This window comes from Colwellia sp. PAMC 21821 (assembly GCF_002077175.1).
Lineage (GTDB): Bacteria > Pseudomonadota > Gammaproteobacteria > Enterobacterales > Alteromonadaceae > Cognaticolwellia.
Map to the genome: position 1 here is coordinate 1,329,363 of NZ_CP014943.1, position 19,801 is coordinate 1,349,163.

At 41.1% G+C, this 19,801-nt stretch carries 19 protein-coding genes; 10 read left to right on the top strand and 9 right to left on the bottom strand.

Going from position 1 to position 19,801, the window contains the following annotated elements:
- Positions 1–286: 286 nt before the first annotated feature.
- Positions 287–697, bottom strand: a complete 411-nt coding sequence (locus tag A3Q33_RS05585) for a hypothetical protein (RefSeq protein WP_081179098.1) — start codon at positions 695–697, stop codon at positions 287–289.
- 141 nt (positions 698–838) lie between these two features.
- On the opposite strand from A3Q33_RS05585, the gene A3Q33_RS05590 reads away from it, so the two are divergent.
- Positions 839–1,339: an RDD family protein gene (locus A3Q33_RS05590; protein ID WP_081179099.1), complete on the top strand. Its 501-nt coding sequence runs from the start codon at positions 839–841 to the stop codon at positions 1,337–1,339.
- 90 nt (positions 1,340–1,429) lie between these two features.
- Here the strand turns inward: A3Q33_RS05590 and lptG are convergent, their stop codons facing one another.
- Positions 1,430–2,500, bottom strand: a complete 1,071-nt coding sequence (gene lptG, locus A3Q33_RS05595) for an LPS export ABC transporter permease LptG (RefSeq protein WP_081179100.1) — start codon at positions 2,498–2,500, stop codon at positions 1,430–1,432.
- The gene (gene lptF, locus A3Q33_RS05600; protein ID WP_081179101.1) at positions 2,497–3,621 is read right to left on the bottom strand and encodes an LPS export ABC transporter permease LptF; all 1,125 of its coding nucleotides are present in this window, start codon (positions 3,619–3,621) and stop codon (positions 2,497–2,499) included. Before lptF ends, lptG begins: the two co-directional genes overlap by 4 nt.
- A 239-nt stretch (positions 3,622–3,860) precedes the next feature.
- Here lptF and pepA point away from each other — a divergent pair, with 239 nt between their 5' ends.
- The 4 genes from pepA (at position 3,861) to A3Q33_RS05620 (ending at position 9,282) form a co-directional block, all read left to right on the top strand.
- On the top strand, positions 3,861–5,366 hold the full coding sequence (gene pepA, locus A3Q33_RS05605) for a leucyl aminopeptidase (RefSeq protein ID WP_081148425.1): 1,506 nt from the start codon (positions 3,861–3,863) through the stop codon (positions 5,364–5,366).
- A gap of 31 nt (positions 5,367–5,397) precedes the next feature.
- Positions 5,398–5,874, top strand: a complete 477-nt coding sequence (locus A3Q33_RS05610; RefSeq protein ID WP_081148424.1) for a DNA polymerase III subunit chi — start codon at positions 5,398–5,400, stop codon at positions 5,872–5,874.
- Positions 5,875–5,896: 22 nt separating this feature from the next.
- Positions 5,897–8,767 (top strand): valine--tRNA ligase, encoded by a 2,871-nt coding sequence (locus A3Q33_RS05615; RefSeq protein WP_081179102.1) that lies wholly within the window; start codon positions 5,897–5,899, stop codon positions 8,765–8,767.
- 305 nt (positions 8,768–9,072) lie between these two features.
- On the top strand, positions 9,073–9,282 hold the full coding sequence (locus A3Q33_RS05620) for a cold-shock protein (RefSeq protein WP_077286195.1): 210 nt from the start codon (positions 9,073–9,075) through the stop codon (positions 9,280–9,282).
- 143 nt (positions 9,283–9,425) lie between these two features.
- Here the strand turns inward: A3Q33_RS05620 and hemH are convergent, their stop codons facing one another.
- Positions 9,426–10,442, bottom strand: coding sequence for a ferrochelatase (gene hemH, locus A3Q33_RS05625; RefSeq protein ID WP_081179103.1), 1,017 nt, complete (start codon positions 10,440–10,442; stop codon positions 9,426–9,428).
- Positions 10,443–10,451: 9 nt separating this feature from the next.
- Positions 10,452–11,030 carry a glutathione peroxidase gene (locus A3Q33_RS05630; RefSeq protein ID WP_081179104.1) on the bottom strand — a complete coding sequence of 193 codons (579 nt, stop codon included), beginning with the start codon at positions 11,028–11,030 and terminating at the stop codon, positions 10,452–10,454.
- A gap of 332 nt (positions 11,031–11,362) precedes the next feature.
- Here A3Q33_RS05630 and ccmA point away from each other — a divergent pair, with 332 nt between their 5' ends.
- The 5 genes from ccmA to ccmE are packed head-to-tail and all read left to right on the top strand — an operon-like array spanning position 11,363 to position 14,182.
- Entirely contained in the window at positions 11,363–12,007 is a 645-nt protein-coding gene (gene ccmA / locus A3Q33_RS05635; RefSeq protein ID WP_081182318.1) for a cytochrome c biogenesis heme-transporting ATPase CcmA, read from the top strand.
- 11 nt (positions 12,008–12,018) lie between these two features.
- A complete protein-coding gene (gene ccmB, locus A3Q33_RS05640) occupies positions 12,019–12,702 on the top strand; it encodes a heme exporter protein CcmB (protein ID WP_081179105.1) in 684 nt (227 codons plus the stop codon).
- Positions 12,703–12,706: 4 nt separating this feature from the next.
- Positions 12,707–13,462 (top strand): heme ABC transporter permease, encoded by a 756-nt coding sequence (locus A3Q33_RS05645; protein ID WP_081182320.1) that lies wholly within the window; start codon positions 12,707–12,709, stop codon positions 13,460–13,462.
- Positions 13,452–13,685: a heme exporter protein CcmD gene (gene ccmD, locus A3Q33_RS05650; protein WP_081179106.1), complete on the top strand. Its 234-nt coding sequence runs from the start codon at positions 13,452–13,454 to the stop codon at positions 13,683–13,685. Before A3Q33_RS05645 ends, ccmD begins: the two co-directional genes overlap by 11 nt.
- A gap of 11 nt (positions 13,686–13,696) precedes the next feature.
- Positions 13,697–14,182, top strand: coding sequence for a cytochrome c maturation protein CcmE (gene ccmE, locus A3Q33_RS05655; protein ID WP_081179107.1), 486 nt, complete (start codon positions 13,697–13,699; stop codon positions 14,180–14,182).
- A 291-nt stretch (positions 14,183–14,473) separates the two neighbouring features.
- Here ccmE and A3Q33_RS05660 read toward each other — a convergent pair whose 3' ends face one another.
- The 4 genes from A3Q33_RS05660 to A3Q33_RS05675 form a co-directional block, all read right to left on the bottom strand.
- The gene (locus tag A3Q33_RS05660) at positions 14,474–15,445 is read right to left on the bottom strand and encodes an NAD(P)H-dependent flavin oxidoreductase (RefSeq protein ID WP_081179108.1); all 972 of its coding nucleotides are present in this window, start codon (positions 15,443–15,445) and stop codon (positions 14,474–14,476) included.
- A gap of 135 nt (positions 15,446–15,580) precedes the next feature.
- On the bottom strand, positions 15,581–16,741 hold the full coding sequence (locus A3Q33_RS05665; RefSeq protein WP_081148412.1) for an acyl-CoA dehydrogenase family protein: 1,161 nt from the start codon (positions 16,739–16,741) through the stop codon (positions 15,581–15,583).
- Positions 16,742–16,810: 69 nt separating this feature from the next.
- Positions 16,811–17,593, bottom strand: a complete 783-nt coding sequence (locus tag A3Q33_RS05670; RefSeq protein ID WP_081148411.1) for an enoyl-CoA hydratase-related protein — start codon at positions 17,591–17,593, stop codon at positions 16,811–16,813.
- A gap of 54 nt (positions 17,594–17,647) precedes the next feature.
- The gene (locus A3Q33_RS05675) at positions 17,648–19,693 is read right to left on the bottom strand and encodes an acetate--CoA ligase family protein (RefSeq protein WP_196798054.1); all 2,046 of its coding nucleotides are present in this window, start codon (positions 19,691–19,693) and stop codon (positions 17,648–17,650) included.
- Between the last annotated feature and the right edge of the window lie 108 nt (positions 19,694–19,801).

A 19,801-nucleotide genomic window follows, 5' to 3' on the forward strand; every position in this document is an offset into this window, starting at 1 on the left:
TTACGCCCGTTTTGCAATTTGCAAAGAAGTCATTTTTCACTTTAAAAATTGATTTCTTTATAAACTATTTTTTAACTATTTTACTGAACAAGGTCACATTACCGCCGGTATTTTTCAGGCTAAGTAAGTCATGCTCTTAAAGTAAGTCATGCTCTTAAACTAAGACTTCAAAATCATTATATCTTCAAAAGATGTAAAACATTACTGAAGAGGCAGGCATTATACGAAAAATTACTCTGTTGGCAATAGTTTTTCTTCTATTCTCGCTTGAGTGCTGTTTATTTGTTCATGATGAGACAATAGCTGAAGCCGCTAGTTCTTTTTCCAACCAATGTCTGGCATCAAATGCATTATCAAAAAAGGCATGTTTGACTCCCGCAGAACGATATATTTTACTAAATAAGCTCTCCGCTAATAGTGGCGTTGTGCAATGAGCAAGGTTTAATGCAATAGCTTTAGTATTGCCTCGGCGAATAAAGTCAGCGTGATATTCAACACCTGCTTCGACACTAATAGCTTCACCTTTAGGGGTGAGTAAAGCACCAAAGTTATTATAGTCAACCTGTGCTAAAGCCAACAGTAACTGCTGATGCAGATAATCTATGTAGTCAATATTCCACGGCCCTTCTGCATCAATTAAGATTATATTGTCTTCTGTTGACATTGCCAGTGTGCCGCGCGGCGCAAAAAGGGTCATTATTAAAAGTCCTACTTTACATGCTTAAATTTAATATTTTTTAACTCAGCTAAATATCGCTGAAAATTAAATATTACACTGTTACTTATACTTTTATATGCCTTTTGCTAAACTAGCGCAAATTTTTCTATTGATATAGCTATGTCATTAACTTCTAATTCATCTTTTCCTCGTGCTGGCTTTCGACGTCGTGTGGCTTCATGGTTGTATGACGCTTTAATAGCGGTTGCTGTTTATATGACCGCAGGCGCAGCTTCTTTTTTAATTATTTCCTTAATGGTTCATTTTGGACTTTTTGATTTACAAGGTTATCAACACTTAAGCGATACCATTAGAAATACTTCGTGGTTGCTTTGGCCAAATGAATTTTGGAAGCTAGGTTGGGTGTCATTGTTTTTTATCTGGTTTTGGTCTAAAAGTGGCCAAACCCTAGGGATGAAAGCGTGGCGTTTAAAAGTGCAAAATCAAGACGGTAGCTTAATCACTAAAACTACGGCTTTAAAACGCTTATTGCCCACATTATTCGGCTTAGGTAATTTTACCGTATTAGTTGATAGAAAAAATAAATTGAGTCTTCAAGACAGACTCACGAATACTGAGGTGGTGCTGTTAACTCTTGAAGCAAATCGTGGCAGGCTGTAATTCTTCTAACTAATTTAATACTTGAGCAATCGAGATGAATACAGCGCGGTATTCATCTCGTAGATTAACTATTTAAATTGTTTAATCACGCTAACTTGCGCGCCTATTCATTAAATACAACGCAATACTGACAAAAATAACGCTGGGCATAAAAGCACCAAAAATCGCGGGGAGTTGATAAACTAAACTGAGCGAACCCAGCACTTCGTTAACAATGAAGAATAAAATCCCCGTTGCTACACCCATCATAATTCTGGCGCCCATAGAAACTGAACGTAATGGGCCAAAGATAAAAGATAGCGCCACTAAGAGCATAACTGCCAACGTAATAGGTTGAGCTATTTTTCGCCAAAATGCTAACAAATATCGGCTTTTATCTTGCTTATTGGCATCTAAGTAGTCTAAATAATCATTTAACCCTCTAAGTGATAATGACTCTGGCTTTACCGTTACAACACCTAATTTATCAGGGGTTAACGTTGAGCTCCAAGACATTATATCTTGGCTTTCTTTAGTAATTTCTTTATCGCTGATCTTCGTTTCAATGACATCGCGTAATTGCCAAGCATTTTTTTGATAAACCGCGCTGCTGGCCGATACCCAACTTGATAGCTTAAGCTGTTCATTAAACCGGTATATTTGGATATCTTTTAAAGAGCCTTGATCTTGTACTTCACCAATATGCACAAAGTAATCGCCGTCTTTGGCCCACGTACCACCTGTTGATGAGATTAAACTACCACCTGAAATAGCCTGCGCACGTACTTGTCGCGCTGCGGCTTCGCCTTGAGGTGCAAGCCATTCGCCAACGGCCATACTGACCACAATCAACAGCAAGGCAGATTTCATCACTGATTTAATAATATCGAGGCGAGAAAGTCCTGATGCCTGCATAACAATTAGTTCGCTACTACTTGCCATCATGCCCATACCAATTAGGCCGCCAATTAACGCCGACATTGGGAAAAATAACGACACATCTTGTGGAATAGCATAAAGCACATAAAGCGCAGCATGAGCTAAATCGTAATTACCTTTGCCGACTGACTTCATTTGTTCAACAAATTTAATGATACCGCTCAAACTGACAAATACTGCCAAAGTGAGAAAGGTCGTCGAGGCGATAATGCGACCTATGTACATATCTAGAATACGCATTATGCAGCACCCTTATTTATCGCTATTTTTGCTTTAAATTTCCGACCACTCGTTCTACCTTTCACCAGCAAGCTAAAGCCTAATACCAGCACAACAAAATGTACGGGCCACAAACCAATATATTGTGGAACAGAGCCTTTTTCTATGCCGGACCGAACCGCCGTCAGTAACAAGAAGTAACTTAAAAACAGGAGTAGCGCTGGTAGCATTTTACCAAACTTCCCTTGGCGCGGATTAACCACACTCAGCGGCACAGCGACTAAAGTCATAATAATACAGGCTAATGGGAAGGCGATTCGCCATTGGCTTTCGGCGCTCGTTTCGGGTGTTTTATCTTGATAAAGCTCTGAAGTTGGAATAGCACTAAGTTTACGACGTTTGTGCGCCACTTTTTGATCTTGAATTTGAATATAATACTTATCAAAAGCAACTTGGCGAAATTCTTTATTTTTTATGTCATTTTGATAACGGGTACCTGCCGACAATATCAAACGCTGTAAGCCGGTTTCCTCTTCAACCACTTGACCTGTCGCGGCATAAACTAAGCTTGAGTCTATAACACTAGAATTTGGTGTGTCTTCATCAGGCAGCTGAGCAACAAAGACCTTTTCAAATGTATTGTCAGCTCTATTTTTATCATGAATAAAGACCACTGCTTTTTTATTGCCCGTTGTTTGAAAGCGACCGGCAATAAGCGAGCTTAATCCTGAGTCAGCCGCAATTTGATCTTTAACTTGATATTCATACTCTGCAGCCATGGGCGACAAATAAAGTGTGAATATGCCGGTAATAATGGCGGTAACAAAACCCAGTATTAAGGTAACACGCACCACATACCATTCGCTTACACCACAGGCATGCAAAACTGTCATTTCATTTTCAGCGTAAATGCGACCATACGCCAATAAAACCCCAAGAAAAAAGCTCAGGGGTAAAATCATGCCAGCAAGGTCAGGTATTTTCAGGCCAATAAATGTCATCACCAAATGACCTGGTATACCACCTTCCGAGGCATCGTCAAGCACGCGAACGAATTTATTGCTGATAAATATCGTCATAATGACAAGAAATACCGCAAGTTGGGTTTTAGCAACTTCTTTGAGTAAATAACGAAATATAATCACAAAGTGATCCTATAAAAACTTAGTTTTTTCTGACATACAGCCATTTTTTGCGTAAACTTGTCATTTTTAGCATTAAGTTAATTGTAAGCTTAACAGGTAATGCTGTGCAATCCGGCTATAATTATAGCCTTTAGCCGAATACAATTAAAAGCAAGCTTAGCGATTATTTACTGTTTTTAGCAACCTTATTAGTATATTTTCTATAAAATATACGCATTTGAGTCAAATTAGGAGACATCATGGAGTTCAGTGTAAAGAGTGGCAGTCCGGAAAAACAACGTAGCGCCTGTATTGTCGTCGGTGTTTTCGAACCACGTCGTTTGTCGGCAATCGCTGAGCAACTAGATGAAATTAGTGAAGGTTATATTAGTAACCTGCTACGTCGTGGCGATTTAGAAGGCAAGTCAGGGCAAATGTTGTTGTTGCATCATGTGCCAAATATTCTTAGCGAACGCGTATTGCTAGTCGGTTGTGGTAAAGAACGTGAGTTAGACGAGCGCCAATACCGCCAAATTATCAGTAAAACCATTAGCACCTTAAATGAAACCGGCTCAATGGAAGCCGTGTGCTTTTTGTCTGAATTACATGTTAAAGGCCGCGATACTTACTGGAAAGTTCGTCAAGCGATTGAAGCAACACAAGATTGCCTTTACAGTTTCAACAGTTTAAAAACCCGTAAAGAAGAGCCTCGTCGCCCTTTACGTAAAATCGTGTTTAATGTACCAACGCGCCGTGAATTACCGATTGGTGAACGCGCAATCAACCATGCTTTGGCGATTGCTGAAGGTATAACGACCTGTAAAAACGTCGCTAACATGCCGCCAAACATCTGTAATCCTGCCTATTTAGCTGAACAAGCGCAAATTTTGGGTACTGATTACGACAATGTTACTACGCAAATTGTTGGCGAAAAAGAGATGGAAGAACTCGGCATGGGCTCATATTTAGCCGTAGGCCGTGGTTCTGTTAATGAGTCACTGATGAGCATTATTAAATATAATGGTGCTGGTGATGATTCAAAACCGTTAGTACTGGTCGGTAAAGGGTTAACCTTTGACAGTGGTGGTATTTCATTAAAACCAGGCGCAGGCATGGATGAAATGAAATATGACATGGGTGGTGCCGCCGGTGTTTTAGGCGCTATGCATGCTCTTGCTGAGCTGCAATTACCAATCAACGTTATTGGCGTTTTAGCGGGCTGTGAAAACATGCCAAGCAGCAACGCATATCGTCCTGGTGATATATTAACCACTATGTCGGGTCAAACCGTTGAAGTGTTAAATACCGATGCTGAAGGCCGTTTGGTTTTGTGTGACGCACTCACTTATGTTGAACGCTTTGATCCTGAGCTTGTTATTGATGTTGCCACCTTAACGGGTGCTTGTGTCGTAGCTTTGGGCGCGCATGCAACAGGCTTATTAAGTACTCATAATCCACTGGCGCACGAGCTATTAAATGCCTCTGAGCAAAGTGGTGACAGAGCATGGCGCATGCCTTTATGGGACGACTATCAAGACCAACTTGAAAGCCCATTTGCTGATTTTACCAACTTAGGTGGCAAAGAAGCAGGCACAATTACTGCCGCATGTTTCTTATCTCGCTTTACCAAGAAATATCATTGGGCGCATTTAGATATTGCTGGCACAGCATGGCGCAGCGGCAAAAATAAAGGCTCAACAGGCCGCCCAGTAAGTATGCTAACGCAATTTTTATTAAATCGCGCTGGCGCTGAGCAAGGCGAATAATTCTCAGTGAATTTATACGCGGAATAACGTCATGCTAACCCAAGCAATGTTCTACAGTATAGAAGAGCAAAGTACAGTCACAGGTGTAACTGAAGCACAGTTGCACCTGCATTATGCCTGTTTGCAAGCGGCTCACTTTTACCGACAAAATCAGCGGGTATTTATTTATACTCAAGATCAACAAAGTGCGCATGATATTGACGAAATGTTATGGGCTTTTGATCCCGACAGCTTTGTACCACACAATTTAATTGGTGAAGGTCCAAAGCAAGGTGCTGCTGTCGAAATAAGCTGGCAAGCCCCAAAAAACCGCCGTGCGGTTTTAATTAATTTAACTAGCGAAGTACCCAACTTCGCTAACCAATTTTCGCATCTGATAGATTTTGTACCTGCCGATGAAACCTTAAAAGAGCAAGCTCGAAACCGTTTTCGTACTTGTCGCCAATGGGGTTTCAATGTCGCTCACCAAGTGGCTAGCGCACCGCAAACTATCGATACAACCAGTTAAAAATCTTCTGACGGAAACTCTGATGGAAAAAACATTTACCCCCTCTGACATTGAACAATCCCTGTATAAAAGCTGGGAAGAACAAGGTTACTTTAGCCCGACAGGTGAAGGCGACAGCTACAGTATTGCTATTCCACCACCAAACGTAACGGGTAGTTTGCATATGGGCCATGCTTTTCAGCAAACCATAATGGACACCTTAATTCGCTACCAACGTATGCAAGGTAAAAATACCTTGTGGCAAACTGGTTGTGACCATGCAGGTATCGCAACACAAATGGTCGTAGAGCGTAAAATTGCCGCAGAAGAAGATAAAACGCGTCACGACTATGGCCGTGAAGGTTTTATCGATAAAATTTGGCAATGGAAGGAAGAGTCGGGCGGTACTATTGGTAAACAAATGCGCCGCTTGGGTAATTCTATCGATTGGTCTCGTGAAAGATTTACCATGGATGATGGTATGTCTGAAGCCGTACAAGAAGTTTTTGTGCGTTTATATGAAGACGACTTAATTTATCGTGGTAAACGCTTAGTAAACTGGGATCCAAAATTCCATACCGCTATTTCAGATTTAGAAGTAGAAAATAAAGATAAAAAAGGCCACATGTGGCATTTACGCTATCCACTCGCTGACGGCGCTAAGACAGCTGATGGCCTTGACTATTTAGTGGTAGCAACGACTCGTCCTGAAACCATGTTGGGTGACACCGGCATTGCGGTTAATCCTGAAGATCCTCGTTATAAAGATTTAATTGGCAAACAAGTGTTATTGCCGTTAGTAAATCGTTTAATTCCCATTGTTGGCGATGATCATGCCGATATGGAAAAAGGCACGGGTTGCGTAAAAATAACCCCTGCCCATGACTTTAACGATAATGAAGTGGGTAAACGTCATCAACTTCCACAAATTAATATTTTTGATAAAGACGCTGCTATATTAGCCACCGCTGAAATCTATGATACTAAAGGTGAAGTCTGTAATGCCTACGACACCGCATTACCGGCTGAATTTGCCGGTATGGACAGATTTGTTGCTCGTAAAGCCATCGTTGCTAAGTTTGACGAATTAGGTTTATTAGTTGAAGTAAAAGAACATGATTTAGTAGCCCCTTACGGCGATCGTTCAGGTGTTATTATCGAGCCATTATTAACAGACCAATGGTATGTACGTGTTGAAAAACTAGCCGGCCCAGCCGTTGATGCAGTAAAAGATGGCCAAATTGAATTTGTTCCTAAGCAATACGAAAACATGTATTTTGCTTGGATGAACAACATTCAAGATTGGTGTATTTCTCGTCAACTTTGGTGGGGACATCGTATTCCAGCTTGGTATGACGAAAATGGTAAAGTCTATGTTGGCCGTACAGAAGCAGAAGTACGTGCGAATAACACCATTAGCGACGATATGAAACTAAGCCAAGACGATGACGTACTCGATACTTGGTTCTCATCAGCATTATGGACGTTCTCTACGTTAGGTTGGCCTAAAGAAACTGAAGATTTAAAAACCTTCCACCCGACTGATGTCTTAGTCACCGGCTTTGACATTATTTTCTTCTGGGTTGCTCGTATGATCATGATGACCATGCATTTCAACAAAGATGAAAATGGCAAAGCACAAATACCTTTTAAGAAAGTCTACATGACCGGGCTTATTCGCGATGAAAATGGCGATAAAATGAGTAAGTCAAAAGGCAATGTTGTTGATCCACTTGATATGATCGATGGTATTTCGCTGGAAGATTTATTACAAAAGCGCACCGGTAATATGATGCAGCCTAAATTGGCTGCTAAAATTGAAAAACTGACGAAAAAAGAATATCCCAACGGTATTGAAGCCCATGGCACTGATGCCTTACGTTTTACCTTAACGTCTGTAGCAACTACCGGCCGCGATATTAGCTGGGATATGAAACGCCTTGAAGGTTACCGTAACTTTACCAATAAGTTATGGAATGCCAGCCGTTATGTGATGATGAATACAGAAGAGTTTGATTGTGGTCGAACTACATCGAGCAAACCTGCTGGAGAAATGACCTTTTCATTAGCCGATCGCTGGATCATGGGACAGTTTCAACAAACCGTTAAAACTGTCCATGAAGCATTTAACACTTATCGCTTTGATCTTGCTTCACAGGCTTTATATGAATTTACCTGGAATCAATTTTGTGACTGGTACTTAGAGCTCACTAAACCGGTATTATTTAAAGGTGATGAAGCACAGCAGCGTGGAACTCGTCATACCTTAGTTACTGTTTTAGAAGCTTTATTGCGTTTAATGCACCCTATTATGCCGTTTATCACTGAAACAATTTGGCAACGAGTAGTGCCTTTGACTAACTTTGAGAAAACGGGCGATAGCATTATGATTCAAAGCTTCCCGCAGTTTGATGAAAGTCAATGTGACCAAACCGCTATTGACGATTTAGAGTGGGTTAAACAACTTATTGTTGCTATTCGTAACATTCGAGGCGAAATGGATATTGCCCCTAGCAAGCCATTGCCTGTGCTTTTGAAAAACGTTAGTGCTGATGATCAACGTCGCTTAACTGAAAATGAGCAATTTATTAGTGCCCTAGCTAAACTCGAAAGCATTACTGTACTCGCTAGCGATGATAATGGCCCGGCTTCAGCAACCGCTGTGGTTGGTAATTTATCACTATTAATACCAATGGCAGGATTAATAGATAAAGATGCTGAGTTAGCACGTTTAGATAAAGCCATCGATAAGTTATCAAAAGATGCAGACCGTGTTCGAGGTAAGCTAAATAACGAAAGTTTTGTTGGTAAAGCACCCGAGGCTGTTATTAATAAAGAAAAAGCTAAACTGGCTGAAGCAGAATCAACCATCGCTAAAATGGTTGACCAGAAAGCCCAAATTGCTGAAATTTAACGCAACTTTTTAAAATATACTATAAAAGCCAGCATCTTAGCTGGCTTTTTTTTATTTTAAAAAAGTCAGATAATCTTGGTTTTTTTAGAGATTCCTAAATTCTAATGTGTTAATATGACTTTGCGTTGAGTTTTTGCGTTTCGGGATAAGGAGAGATCTTGTGGTCAACAGACCTACGATCAGCCTAGACGCTTTAATATGTGTTACTGGAAACCTTTCTCTGCCTTTTTTTAGATAGAGAGCATTTACTCCGCATATGGCCATTTTGGCTAAACTTTAATTTTTGATCTGCGAGAAATGTTAGTATGTCTGATACAGTAACTGGTAAAGTAAAATTTTTTAACGAATCTAAAGGATTCGGTTTCATCGAGCAAGAAAACGGCGCTGACGTTTTTGTTCACTTTAGTGCAATCTCTGGTGACGGTTTCCGTACTTTGACTGACGGTCAAGCGGTAACTTTTAGCGTAAAACAAGGCCAAAAAGGTCCTGAAGCTGAAAACGTAGTTGCATCTTAATCTAAAGTGCAAAACTTTCTTTAGTTAATACTAAAGATAAATAAAAAAACGAAACTTATGTTTCGTTTTTTTGTTTCTAACGCTAGAAAACTATTTGTTTCTAACGCTAAAGAATCCAGCTTAATTAAGTACGTATAAGTTTACTAAACGATATGTGGCTCTATTAAATCAAGCATAACGTCAATATGCGCATCTTCGTCATTTAGTGCGGCAATATAGTGATATTGTTCACCACCCGCGGTAATAAATATTTCTTTATTTTCGTGAACTAACTCTTCTAAAGTCTCTAAACAGTCAGCACTAAAGGCTGGGCTAATAATAGCGACATGTTTATTTCCCGCTTCAGCAAGACTTACTAATGTTTCATCCGTATAGGGTTTAAGCCATTCTGCTTTGCCAAAACGCGACTGAAAAGTCATCACATAATCATCTTTACTTAAGCCAAGCTCTTCAACCACTAAACGCGTAGTTTTATGACTAAAACAATAATATGGATCGCCCTGCTCTAGAAAATATTTCGGCATACCATGATATGAAAAAACGAACTTATCGGGTTTGCCATGAGCGGCAATATGGTTATTAATACTTGCCGCTAATGCTTTAATATAAAGCGGCTTATCATGATAACTACTTTGAAAATGAATACTTGGGATCCAACGCCAGGTTTTAATTTTATTGAACACCGCATCAAACGTAGCACCTGTAGTTGGCCCCGCATATTGTGGGTACAAAGGCAGAACAATAATATTATTAACGCCCTGTGCTTGAAAGCTTTCTAACGCGTTGCCAATTGAAGGATTACCATACCGCATAGCAACATCGACGATGACGTTATCGCCATACTTGTCGGTAAGCGCTTTTTCAACTTTAGCTTTTTGTTGCTGGCTAATCACTAATAGAGGCGAGCCCTGCTCTGTCCAAATACTTTCATATAACTTAGCCGATTTTTTTGGCCGCACTCTAAGAATAATGCCATGTAAAATAACTAACCAAATCAAGCGGGGAATTTCTACCACACGTGGATCAGATAAAAATTCACGCAGGTAACGTCTAAGCGCACTAGGCGTAGGACTATCGGGCGTTCCTAAATTAGTTAATAGCACACCAGTTTTCGCGGTGCAATCATGAATTCCTTTACTTTGCCCTGCATATCTTGACATAAATGTTCTCTATAAAATTTCGTTAACAGCGTTGATAAACTCTTCTGAATCAGGTTTTACGCGGCTGTTAAAGTGCTTAACTGTTTTGCCATCTGCGCTGACCAAATACTTATAAAAATTCCACTTTGGGGCAGTAGTTTCATCAGCTAATTGTTGAAAAATAGGATGAGCCTCACTACCAAATACATGCACTGGTGATAACATCGTAAATGTTACACCATAATTTACAAAGCAAATTTCAGCGGTATCTTTTTCATTATCTTCTTCTTGGTAAAAGTCATTTGACGGAAAACCAATGACCACTAAGCCTTTATCTTTATATGCTTTGTGTAAACTTTCAAGCGCTGTAAACTGGGGTGCAAAACCACAATGACTAGCGGTATTAACAATTAACATTGTTTTACCAGCGGTGAACTTACAAAGGTCTAGCTTTTCTTTTGCGTGCAATTTCTTTTCACTGTGCTTCATAAAGTCTAAACACTGCGGTGACACTTCGACATTGCTAGATTCAGTAATAACTGAGTCTGCTTGTGCTATAACAGTGAATGGCGTTAAAGCAATAAGAGTAATCCACAATAAGTTTTTCATGATCTTCCTTTTTAGCGCTATTACTAACGACATATTATCGTAATTAACTAAGCAAAGGAATTATCCATGCCTATGATAATATGCTATTAATTCAATTATATCGTTATACGAGTTTAATTCATTTAATGATCACTTAACGGTAATTTAAAACACTAATAACAACGGAATATCTGTTACTAGCCTTTATTGAACGATATAGTATCATACCCATTGTGTGCAGCGATTCGGTTACGTCCAGTCGTTGTTATTACTCAATAAAGACATTTACCAATACCTACGTGTAATAACTAGTTAAGTGAAGAAGTTTGTCAAACCTAAACATCGAAAATAAAATGACACCATCGAATACGAAAAACTTGTTAAGTGCGAATAACTTAACATGTATACGTGAAGACCGAGTGTTATTTGAAGCGCTTAACTTAAGCATCTGCGCGGGCGAGATTCTACAAATTGAAGGCCCTAATGGCGCAGGGAAAACCAGTTTATTGCGTATTCTTGCCGGCCTTTCTCAGCCTTATGACGGCGGTGTTTCTTTTAAAAATAAAAACATTACTCAATATCGCGAAATGTTTCATCAAGATTTGCTGTATTTAGGACATCTGCCCGGTGTTAAAGACGAGATGACCGCCCAAGAAAACCTTGAGTTTAACCTCACTTTACATGGTTTAGATCGCAAAACAGCCGAAATAACATTAGCAGAAGTTAATTTATTAGGTTTTGAGGATGCGCTCGCTTCTCACTTAAGCGCAGGGCAGCATCGCCGTATTGCTTTGGCGCGCTTGTGGCAAAGCCAAGCTAAAATTTGGATTTTGGATGAGCCCTTCACCGCTATCGACAAATTGGGCGTAGAAAAATTAGAGCAACTCTTTATGCAACATGCCGATAATGGCGGCTGTGTCATATTAACTACCCATCAAGATCTCTCATTACCCGCAGAGCGAGTAAAGAAAGTAACTTTAGCTTACCGGTTTTATTAGGGCAATTATTCATGACACAACTTTCATACCGTGCCGCCTTTGCTTTAATTGTTAAAAGAGATTTAATGATCGCTTTTCGTCATCGTGACGATATTATCAACCCATTACTCTTCTTTATTATTGTAGTCACTTTATTTCCGTTGGGCGTTGGTCCAGAAAGCACCATGCTATCACGCATCGCACCCGGCATTATTTGGGTTGCTGCATTATTATCAACTTTGCTGTCACTGGACCGATTATTTAAATCTGATCATGCTGATGGTTCGCTTGAGCAAATGTTATTAAGTCCACATCCGATATTTATTTTAGTGCTAGGAAAAATTTTTGCACACTGGTTACTGACAGGCTTACCGTTAATACTCATTGCACCATTGTTGGCTGTATTATTACATTTGCAAGAAAGTAGCTACGGTGCACTTATGCTGACTTTATTGCTAGGCACGCCGGTATTGAGTTTATTAGGCGCAATAGGCGTGGCTTTAACCGTCGGTATTAAAAAAGGCGGAGTGCTTTTAAGTTTGCTCGTGCTACCGCTTTACATTCCCGTGCTCATTTTTGCAACCAGTGCTATTGACAGTGCAGCAATGAACTTACCTTATAACGGACAACTTGCTATAATCGCGGCAATATTTTTTGCCTCGTTAACCTTGGCCCCCTTTGCTGTTAGCGCAGCGCTGAAAGTGAGTACAAATTAATATGATGTGGAAGTGGTTACACCCTTATGCAAATCCTGAGATTAGCTATCATTTTGCCGGTAAAATTCTCCCTTGGTGCGCACGCTTAGCCTTTATTTTTTTAACCATAGGTATGACTTGGGCATTGCTATTTGCTCCAGCAGATTACCAACAAGGCGACACGTTTAGAATTTTCTATGTGCATGTGCCTGCGGCCATGTTGTCGATGGGGATCTATTTAGGCATGGCCATTGCGGCATTATCCGGTTTAGTATGGCAATTAAAACTAGCAGACGCCTCAGCGGCCGCTATGGCACCTATCGGCGCGACCTTTACTTTTATCGCATTGGTTACCGGCGCGGCTTGGGGTAAACCTATGTGGGGCACGTGGTGGATTTGGGATGCTAGGCTTACATCTGAACTAATATTATTATTTTTATACTTAGGCGTTATGGCGTTACATAATGCCTTTGAGGATAAAACTTTAGCCGGCAAAGCCGCGGGTATTCTCGCCTTAGTTGGTGTTATTAACTTACCCATTATTAAATATTCCGTTGAGTGGTGGAATACGCTGCATCAAGGTGCAACAGTCAGTAAATTAGGTCAGCCATCAATGACTGCCGATATGTTTTGGCCGTTTTTAGTTTGCTTTATCGGCTTTGCTTTTTTGGTCACTACACTGATATGCCTTCGTTTTCGCACAGAAATATTGAACCGTAACAGTATGCGACCTTGGGTACGTGAATTAGTAACTACCGAGGAGAAAGCGCATGCAGTTTGATAGTATCAGTGCATTTTTAGACATGGGTGGTTATGGCTTTTATGTCTGGCTATCTTATGGCGTTAGTATCATAGCCTTGGCATTATTAGTTTTTACCAGTCTAAGTAGCCACAAAAAAATTAAGCAACAAATCGCCCAACGCATAAAGCGTGAAGCGAAATTACGTCAAGCGGCCGAGCTGCAAAAAGCACAAACCGGTGCTGACACCAGTCATATTATTTAAGAGGTAACATCATGAATCCCCGTCGTAAGAAACGATTAACCATAGTAACGTCATTGATCATCGGTTTAGGTGTTGTGGCTGGTCTAGTTTTATATGCGCTAAGTCAAAATATAGATTTATTTTATAAGCCTTCAGAAATATACCAAGGTAAAGAAGACAGCGGCCTTAAAGCAATTAATGGCCAACGACTACGTATTGGAGGTTTAGTGGTGCCAGGTAGTGTCCACCGTGACCGTGAAAGCTTACACGTAAGCTTTAAGCTAACAGATATGAGAATGCCGATTAGCTTCTCTGAGTCAGATCCAACAGTAACAGTGACCTACGACGGCATATTGCCTGACTTATTTCGTGAAGGGCAAGGTATTGTCGCTAATGGCGTTTTAGTAAACGGTAATATGATTGAAGCAAGCGAGGTATTAGCCAAACACGATGAAAACTATATGCCAAAAGAGCTAGCTGATGATATGGGTGTTAAGCCAGTTAAATCAAGTTATTAGTAAAGTGTTGTTAGTATTAAGTAGATAGTTATTACATACTGACAAACATCTGTTTCTGTAAAAATAAAAAGCGAACTAAAATATTAGTTAGCTTTTTTCTTTTTGTTAACCCTGACCCGCCCTAAGTAATACCAACGTCATTCACAAATGGTCTACTCTGTACGCTAGAAAAGCGGTGCAATATCAGGTGTTTATTTTATAACTAATTACTGAGTACAATAGGCTTCTGCATTGCCTAATAGGCGGCATCCATACTGCGATAATGATGAAATACCGCAGCAGTTAGTTACCTTAACCTACTATCGACATTAATCGATTTTTTATAATGCTTTCAGCATCACTAACAATGCGAGTCACTAATTCATCGATAGTCGGCACATCATAAACTAAACCTGAAGACATTCCTGCCCACCAAATACCATGTTCCATATCGCCACTTTCGAGTAATTCACCACCTCGCTGCCCAGACACTAATGGTGCGACATCATTAAATTCGCTACCCTCTCGACTTTCAATGGCAGCAACTTCCATAGAAATGCTATTTTTAAAAACCCGAGCGGTATTTTTAAACTTTCTGAAAATGAGCTGTGTATCAAGTTCAGTTGCACCAACCAGCTTATCCTTAAGGTTTTGATGAACACGCGCTTCTTGAGTACATAGAAAGCGCGTACCCATGCTAACCGCATCTGCGCCCAATGCTAGCGCTGCGGCTAAACCTCGGCCATCACTAAAACCACCACAGGCAATAACCGGAATATCCAATTCATCGACCGCACGAGGTACTAAGATCAACGAAGGAATATCATCTTCGCCTGGATGTCCCGCGGCTTCAAAGCCATCAATTGTCACCGCTGCACAACCTACTGCTTGGGCTTTTTTTGCATGACGAATCGAGGTGCATTTATGAATAACCTTGATACCAGCCGCATTGAACATCGGCATAAACGGTGCTGGACTTCGACCTGCCGTTTCAACAACTTTGATACCCGCATCTATAATAACTTGCGCATATTCTTCATAAGGCGGCGGTGTCAGCGTTGGCAAAATAGTTAAGTTTACGCCGAAAGGTTTGTCAGTCATTGAGCGAGTACGCTCAATTTCTTTTGCCAGCAAAGCCGGTGTAGGCTGCGTTAAAGCACTTAAAAATCCTAATGCGCCAGCATTAGCTACAGCCGCGACGAGTTCTGCAGTTGACACACGTTGCATGCCACCTTGAATAACTGGATGCTCTATATTTAACATTTCAGTAATGGACGTTTTCATCTTTTCTACTCCAAAAATCAGTTTGTTTGCCTGTTAGTAACGATACTAATCGGACTAAATAATTTAACTCGTCAAAGTCAGCCAAGCTTTAATCAGCGCTAACTCATTAGCACTGATAAATTCGCATTGATTAAATTAACTTTCGACGGTCCGTAATAATTCTCGTGAGATAATATGGCGCTGAATCTCAGAAGTACCTTCCCAAATTCTTTCTATGCGGGCATTACGCCATATACGCTCTACCGGCGATTCATCCATTAACCCCATACCACCAAAAATTTGTACCGCTTCATCGGCAACCTTGCCTAGCGTTTCGCTGGCAAATAATTTCGCCATACCCGCATCACCGTCTGTCATGGTATCGAGATCCATTTTTTGTGCGGTATATAATGTTAGAAGATCGGCCGCACGAATATTGGTAGCCATGTCTGCTAACTTGAAAGACACACCTTGTTTTTTACCAATGGCTTCGCCAAACTGTTTCCGCTCAGCCGCCCAAGTAACGGATAAGTCCATGGCGCGTTGAGCTTGTCCGACACAATTTGCTGCTACCATCACGCGTCCGGCATTTAGCCAGTCACTAGCAACATCCCAGCCTTTACCCTCTTCACCCAATATTTTAGCCGCAGGCACACGACAGTCATCAAAAAACATTTCATATTGTTCGTAACCTAAGTTACTCACACAGGTCGGTCCTTTTCGTATCACTAAACCAGGAGTATTAGTATCAACCAAGAATGAGGTGACTTGATTACGTGCCCGGCCTTTTACTTCAATAACATCAGTAACAGCAAAAACAATGGCAAAATCAGCATCACCAGCATGACTGATAAAGTGCTTAGATCCGTTTAAGATAAAGTCATCACCGTCTCTAACCGCACGAGTTCTAATGCTTGCGGCGTCTGATCCAGCATCAGGTTCCGTCAAGGCAAAACAATCAACTTTTTCACCACGTACACAGGGTAATAGGTATTCTTCTATTTGCTTCCCTTTACACGCCATAAGTATTTTACTGGGTCTTGCTACGTAGACATGTAACGCCCAACCCACTTTCGATAATTCACGTTCAATTATCGCCTGCGACAGGTAATCAAGCCCAGGTCCACCAACACTTTCAGGCATATTAAAGGCATAGAAACCCGCTGCGATGGCTTTATCTCTGATCTTTGCCGCAAGCTCTTTAGGTACTTCACGAAGTCGTTCAACTTCGGCTTCATGCGGCAATAATTCTTTTTCAACGAAGCTATTTACCGCTTCGATTAGCATGTTGTGTTCTTCTGTTAGTTGAAAGTCCATAACAATACGGCCCTTAAATATAAATTTTATTTGATAAAGTAACGAGCAAATTGATTGCTACCAATTCAGTTAACAGCCACGCCATTTCGGCTCACGACGCTCTTGATGAGCTTTTGCCCCTTCAGTAGCATCTTCACTTTTAAGCATTTTTTGAAACTCTGGCCATTTTCCTGAGCGCAGCTCCTGGTAACTTTGGGCAAATGACAGCGTTTCTGTTTCTCTAACCACTTCTTTAATCGCGGCAACAGAAAGCGGAGCTGATTTCATAATTTTTTCTGCAAGTTCGTAAGCATGTGCTAACAACTGTGCTTGTGGTACCACCGAATTTACTAAGCCAAGGTCCGCCGCTTCGTTCGCGCTTAACCGTTTACCGGTTAACAATAACTCCATCGCCTTAACCCGAGGCATTATTTTAGGTAGTACGAACGAGGCGATGTCTGGCACAACGCCCACTTGTGATTCAGGCAGCCAAAATTGGGCATTGTCAGCCGCAACGACAAAATCTGCATTAAGTAACATTTCAAAGCCGGCGCCTAATGCATAGCCATTAACCGCACATATAACAGGTTTGAGTAAAGTGTCCATTTCAGGAAATCCGCCAAAGCCACCTTCACCGAAATCACCGGTATATTCTTCACCTTCGGCAATGGCATTTAAGTCCCAACCACCGCAAAAAAACTTTTCGCCCGCGCCAGTTAAAATAGCTACCCGAAGTTCAGGATCATCGCGAAACTGCGCAAATACCTTGCCCATTTCTCGGCTTAACTTGGCATCAATCGCATTACCTTTTGGCTTATCTAATACTATTTCAAGTATTTGGCCTTTGGTGCTTACATGTAAATATTCTGACATTTCGCTTCTCCTGTAAAAAATTTATGCATTAGCGTTACCTCGCTAACAATTATCTTAAGCTCTGATACTTAATAACGCATCGGCGGCAACGGCTCCTTTACCACTAGCGCGAAGCATTAATGGGTTAATATCTAATTCTTCGATTTTATCGCGATTTTCTTCCGCAAAATGAGCTATCGCTAAAATGGCATCAACTGCCGCATCAAGGTCGGCGATTTCACGTCCACGAAAACCGTTGAACAAAACAGCACTACGCAAACTCTGCAAGGCATTAAGCACTTCTTCGCGATTAACAGGTAATAGTAACGAACGACTATCGCGCATTAATTCAACTAAAATACCGCCAGCGCCAATAACAAGATAAAGGCCAAATTGCTCATCTCGCACCACACCGACGATAATTTCAGCAACCACTTCATCGATCATCTCTTCAATTAAAAAGCGCTCAGATAAATGTGCCATAGCTTTTACAGCTTGACTGACCTCATCGGCTGAACTCAGGTTTAACTTTACCGCGCCGACATCAGTTTTGTGCGCAACACCTAAGGCTTTAACAACGAGTGGATAGCTAAGTTTATCTGCTGAGTGACGTGCTAGCTCAGGGCAGGTGACAATTTCACTTTTAGGCACCACCACACCAAATTCAGCTAAGCGTTGCTTTGCTTGCGCTTCGTCTAGCAGTGTTAGCGATGCATTTTCAGCGCTTATATTGCTACACATTATCTCGACCGGTAATGGCGACTGCCACGAAATACCGATATCTGCGGCGGCTTGCAACCCTTCTATACCGGCTTTCAGTCCTGCTAAAGGCACTATCGAGTTAGCCATTAAGTGTTTCGCGGTACTTTCTGGCATGCATTCAGGCATTGTGGCAAGCACCGCAACTTTGGCTTTCGTTCTCTCTACTGCATTAATGATGGCTTGCTGGGCTGGCTGCCAATTTTCATCTGTACATCGATCCTGTCGAGGATAATCAAAAACACATAGCGACATATCAAATTCTTGCTCAATAAAGGCAGAAAAAGTAGAGGTCAATCGTTTAGTGTCTAACCAATCAAAAAGTTGATAATCTAATGGGTTTGATACCGATACCAAGTCATGAACAGTATTTTTAATTCGATTTTGATGGTTATCTGACAATACAGACAATTCAAGTCGTCCTGCTTCAACAGCATCTGCCACAAGTGCACCATCACCACCAGACGGGCTCATTGAACCGAGTTTATAACCGTTCAATGGGCCATGAATATGCAGGACTTTTAGTGCTTCAATTAATCCTTCCATCGAATAAACACGGCCTACACCATTGCGACTAAATAAGGCGGATATCAGTTCATCTGAACCCGCTAAAGAAGCGGTGTGTGACATGGTTATTTTTTGCGCTGCTGCCGAGCGACCTGACTTTATGGCCACAACAGGTTTACCAAGTTCGCGAGCAAAACGCACCGCACTTTCAAAAGCGCTTGGGTCGCTAATACCCTCAATATAAAGGCCTATCGCAGTAACACTGGTTTGTTTAGCAAATTCTCTGATGGCATCATGAAGATCAAATTTAACCTTATTACCCAAGGAAACCATATAGCTGATAGGCAGTCCGCGCTGCTGCATGGTTAAATTAACCGCGACATTAGAAGACTGCGTGATAATAGCGACACCACGATCAACTTTTTCACCACCATGTTGATCCGGCCAAATAATGGCTTGATCAACATAATTAATTAAACCGTAACAGTTTGGCCCTAGTAGCGGCATATTTCCCGATACTTTCAACAGTTCTTTCTCTAATGCTTGCCCTTCTTCTCCTGATTCGGAAAAGCCGGTGGCATAACAAATAGCGCCACCCGCGCCAAGTTCAGCTAACTCAGCAACAATCGATATTGTTAAATATCTATTTACCGCTACATAGGCCGCATCAGGCGCTGCTGGTAAATCTTTAACTGAAGGGTAAACCTTGAGGCCAGCTATCTGCTGTTTTTTTGGATGTACAGGCCAAAGCTCACCTTGATAGCCGGAGTTGATACATTGACGAATAACCTCTTCAGCTTCTCTTCCACCGATGATGGCGATATTGCGTGGTTGCAGAAAACGAGCAAATGACATAATTTTCATCCTGATTCAACTGAGCATGGAAAATAAATTTAGCAACTAGGCAGGTTGTTATCGAAATTTTAAATGGCTTTTAGCACAAAATTTAAACTCTATTTGTTC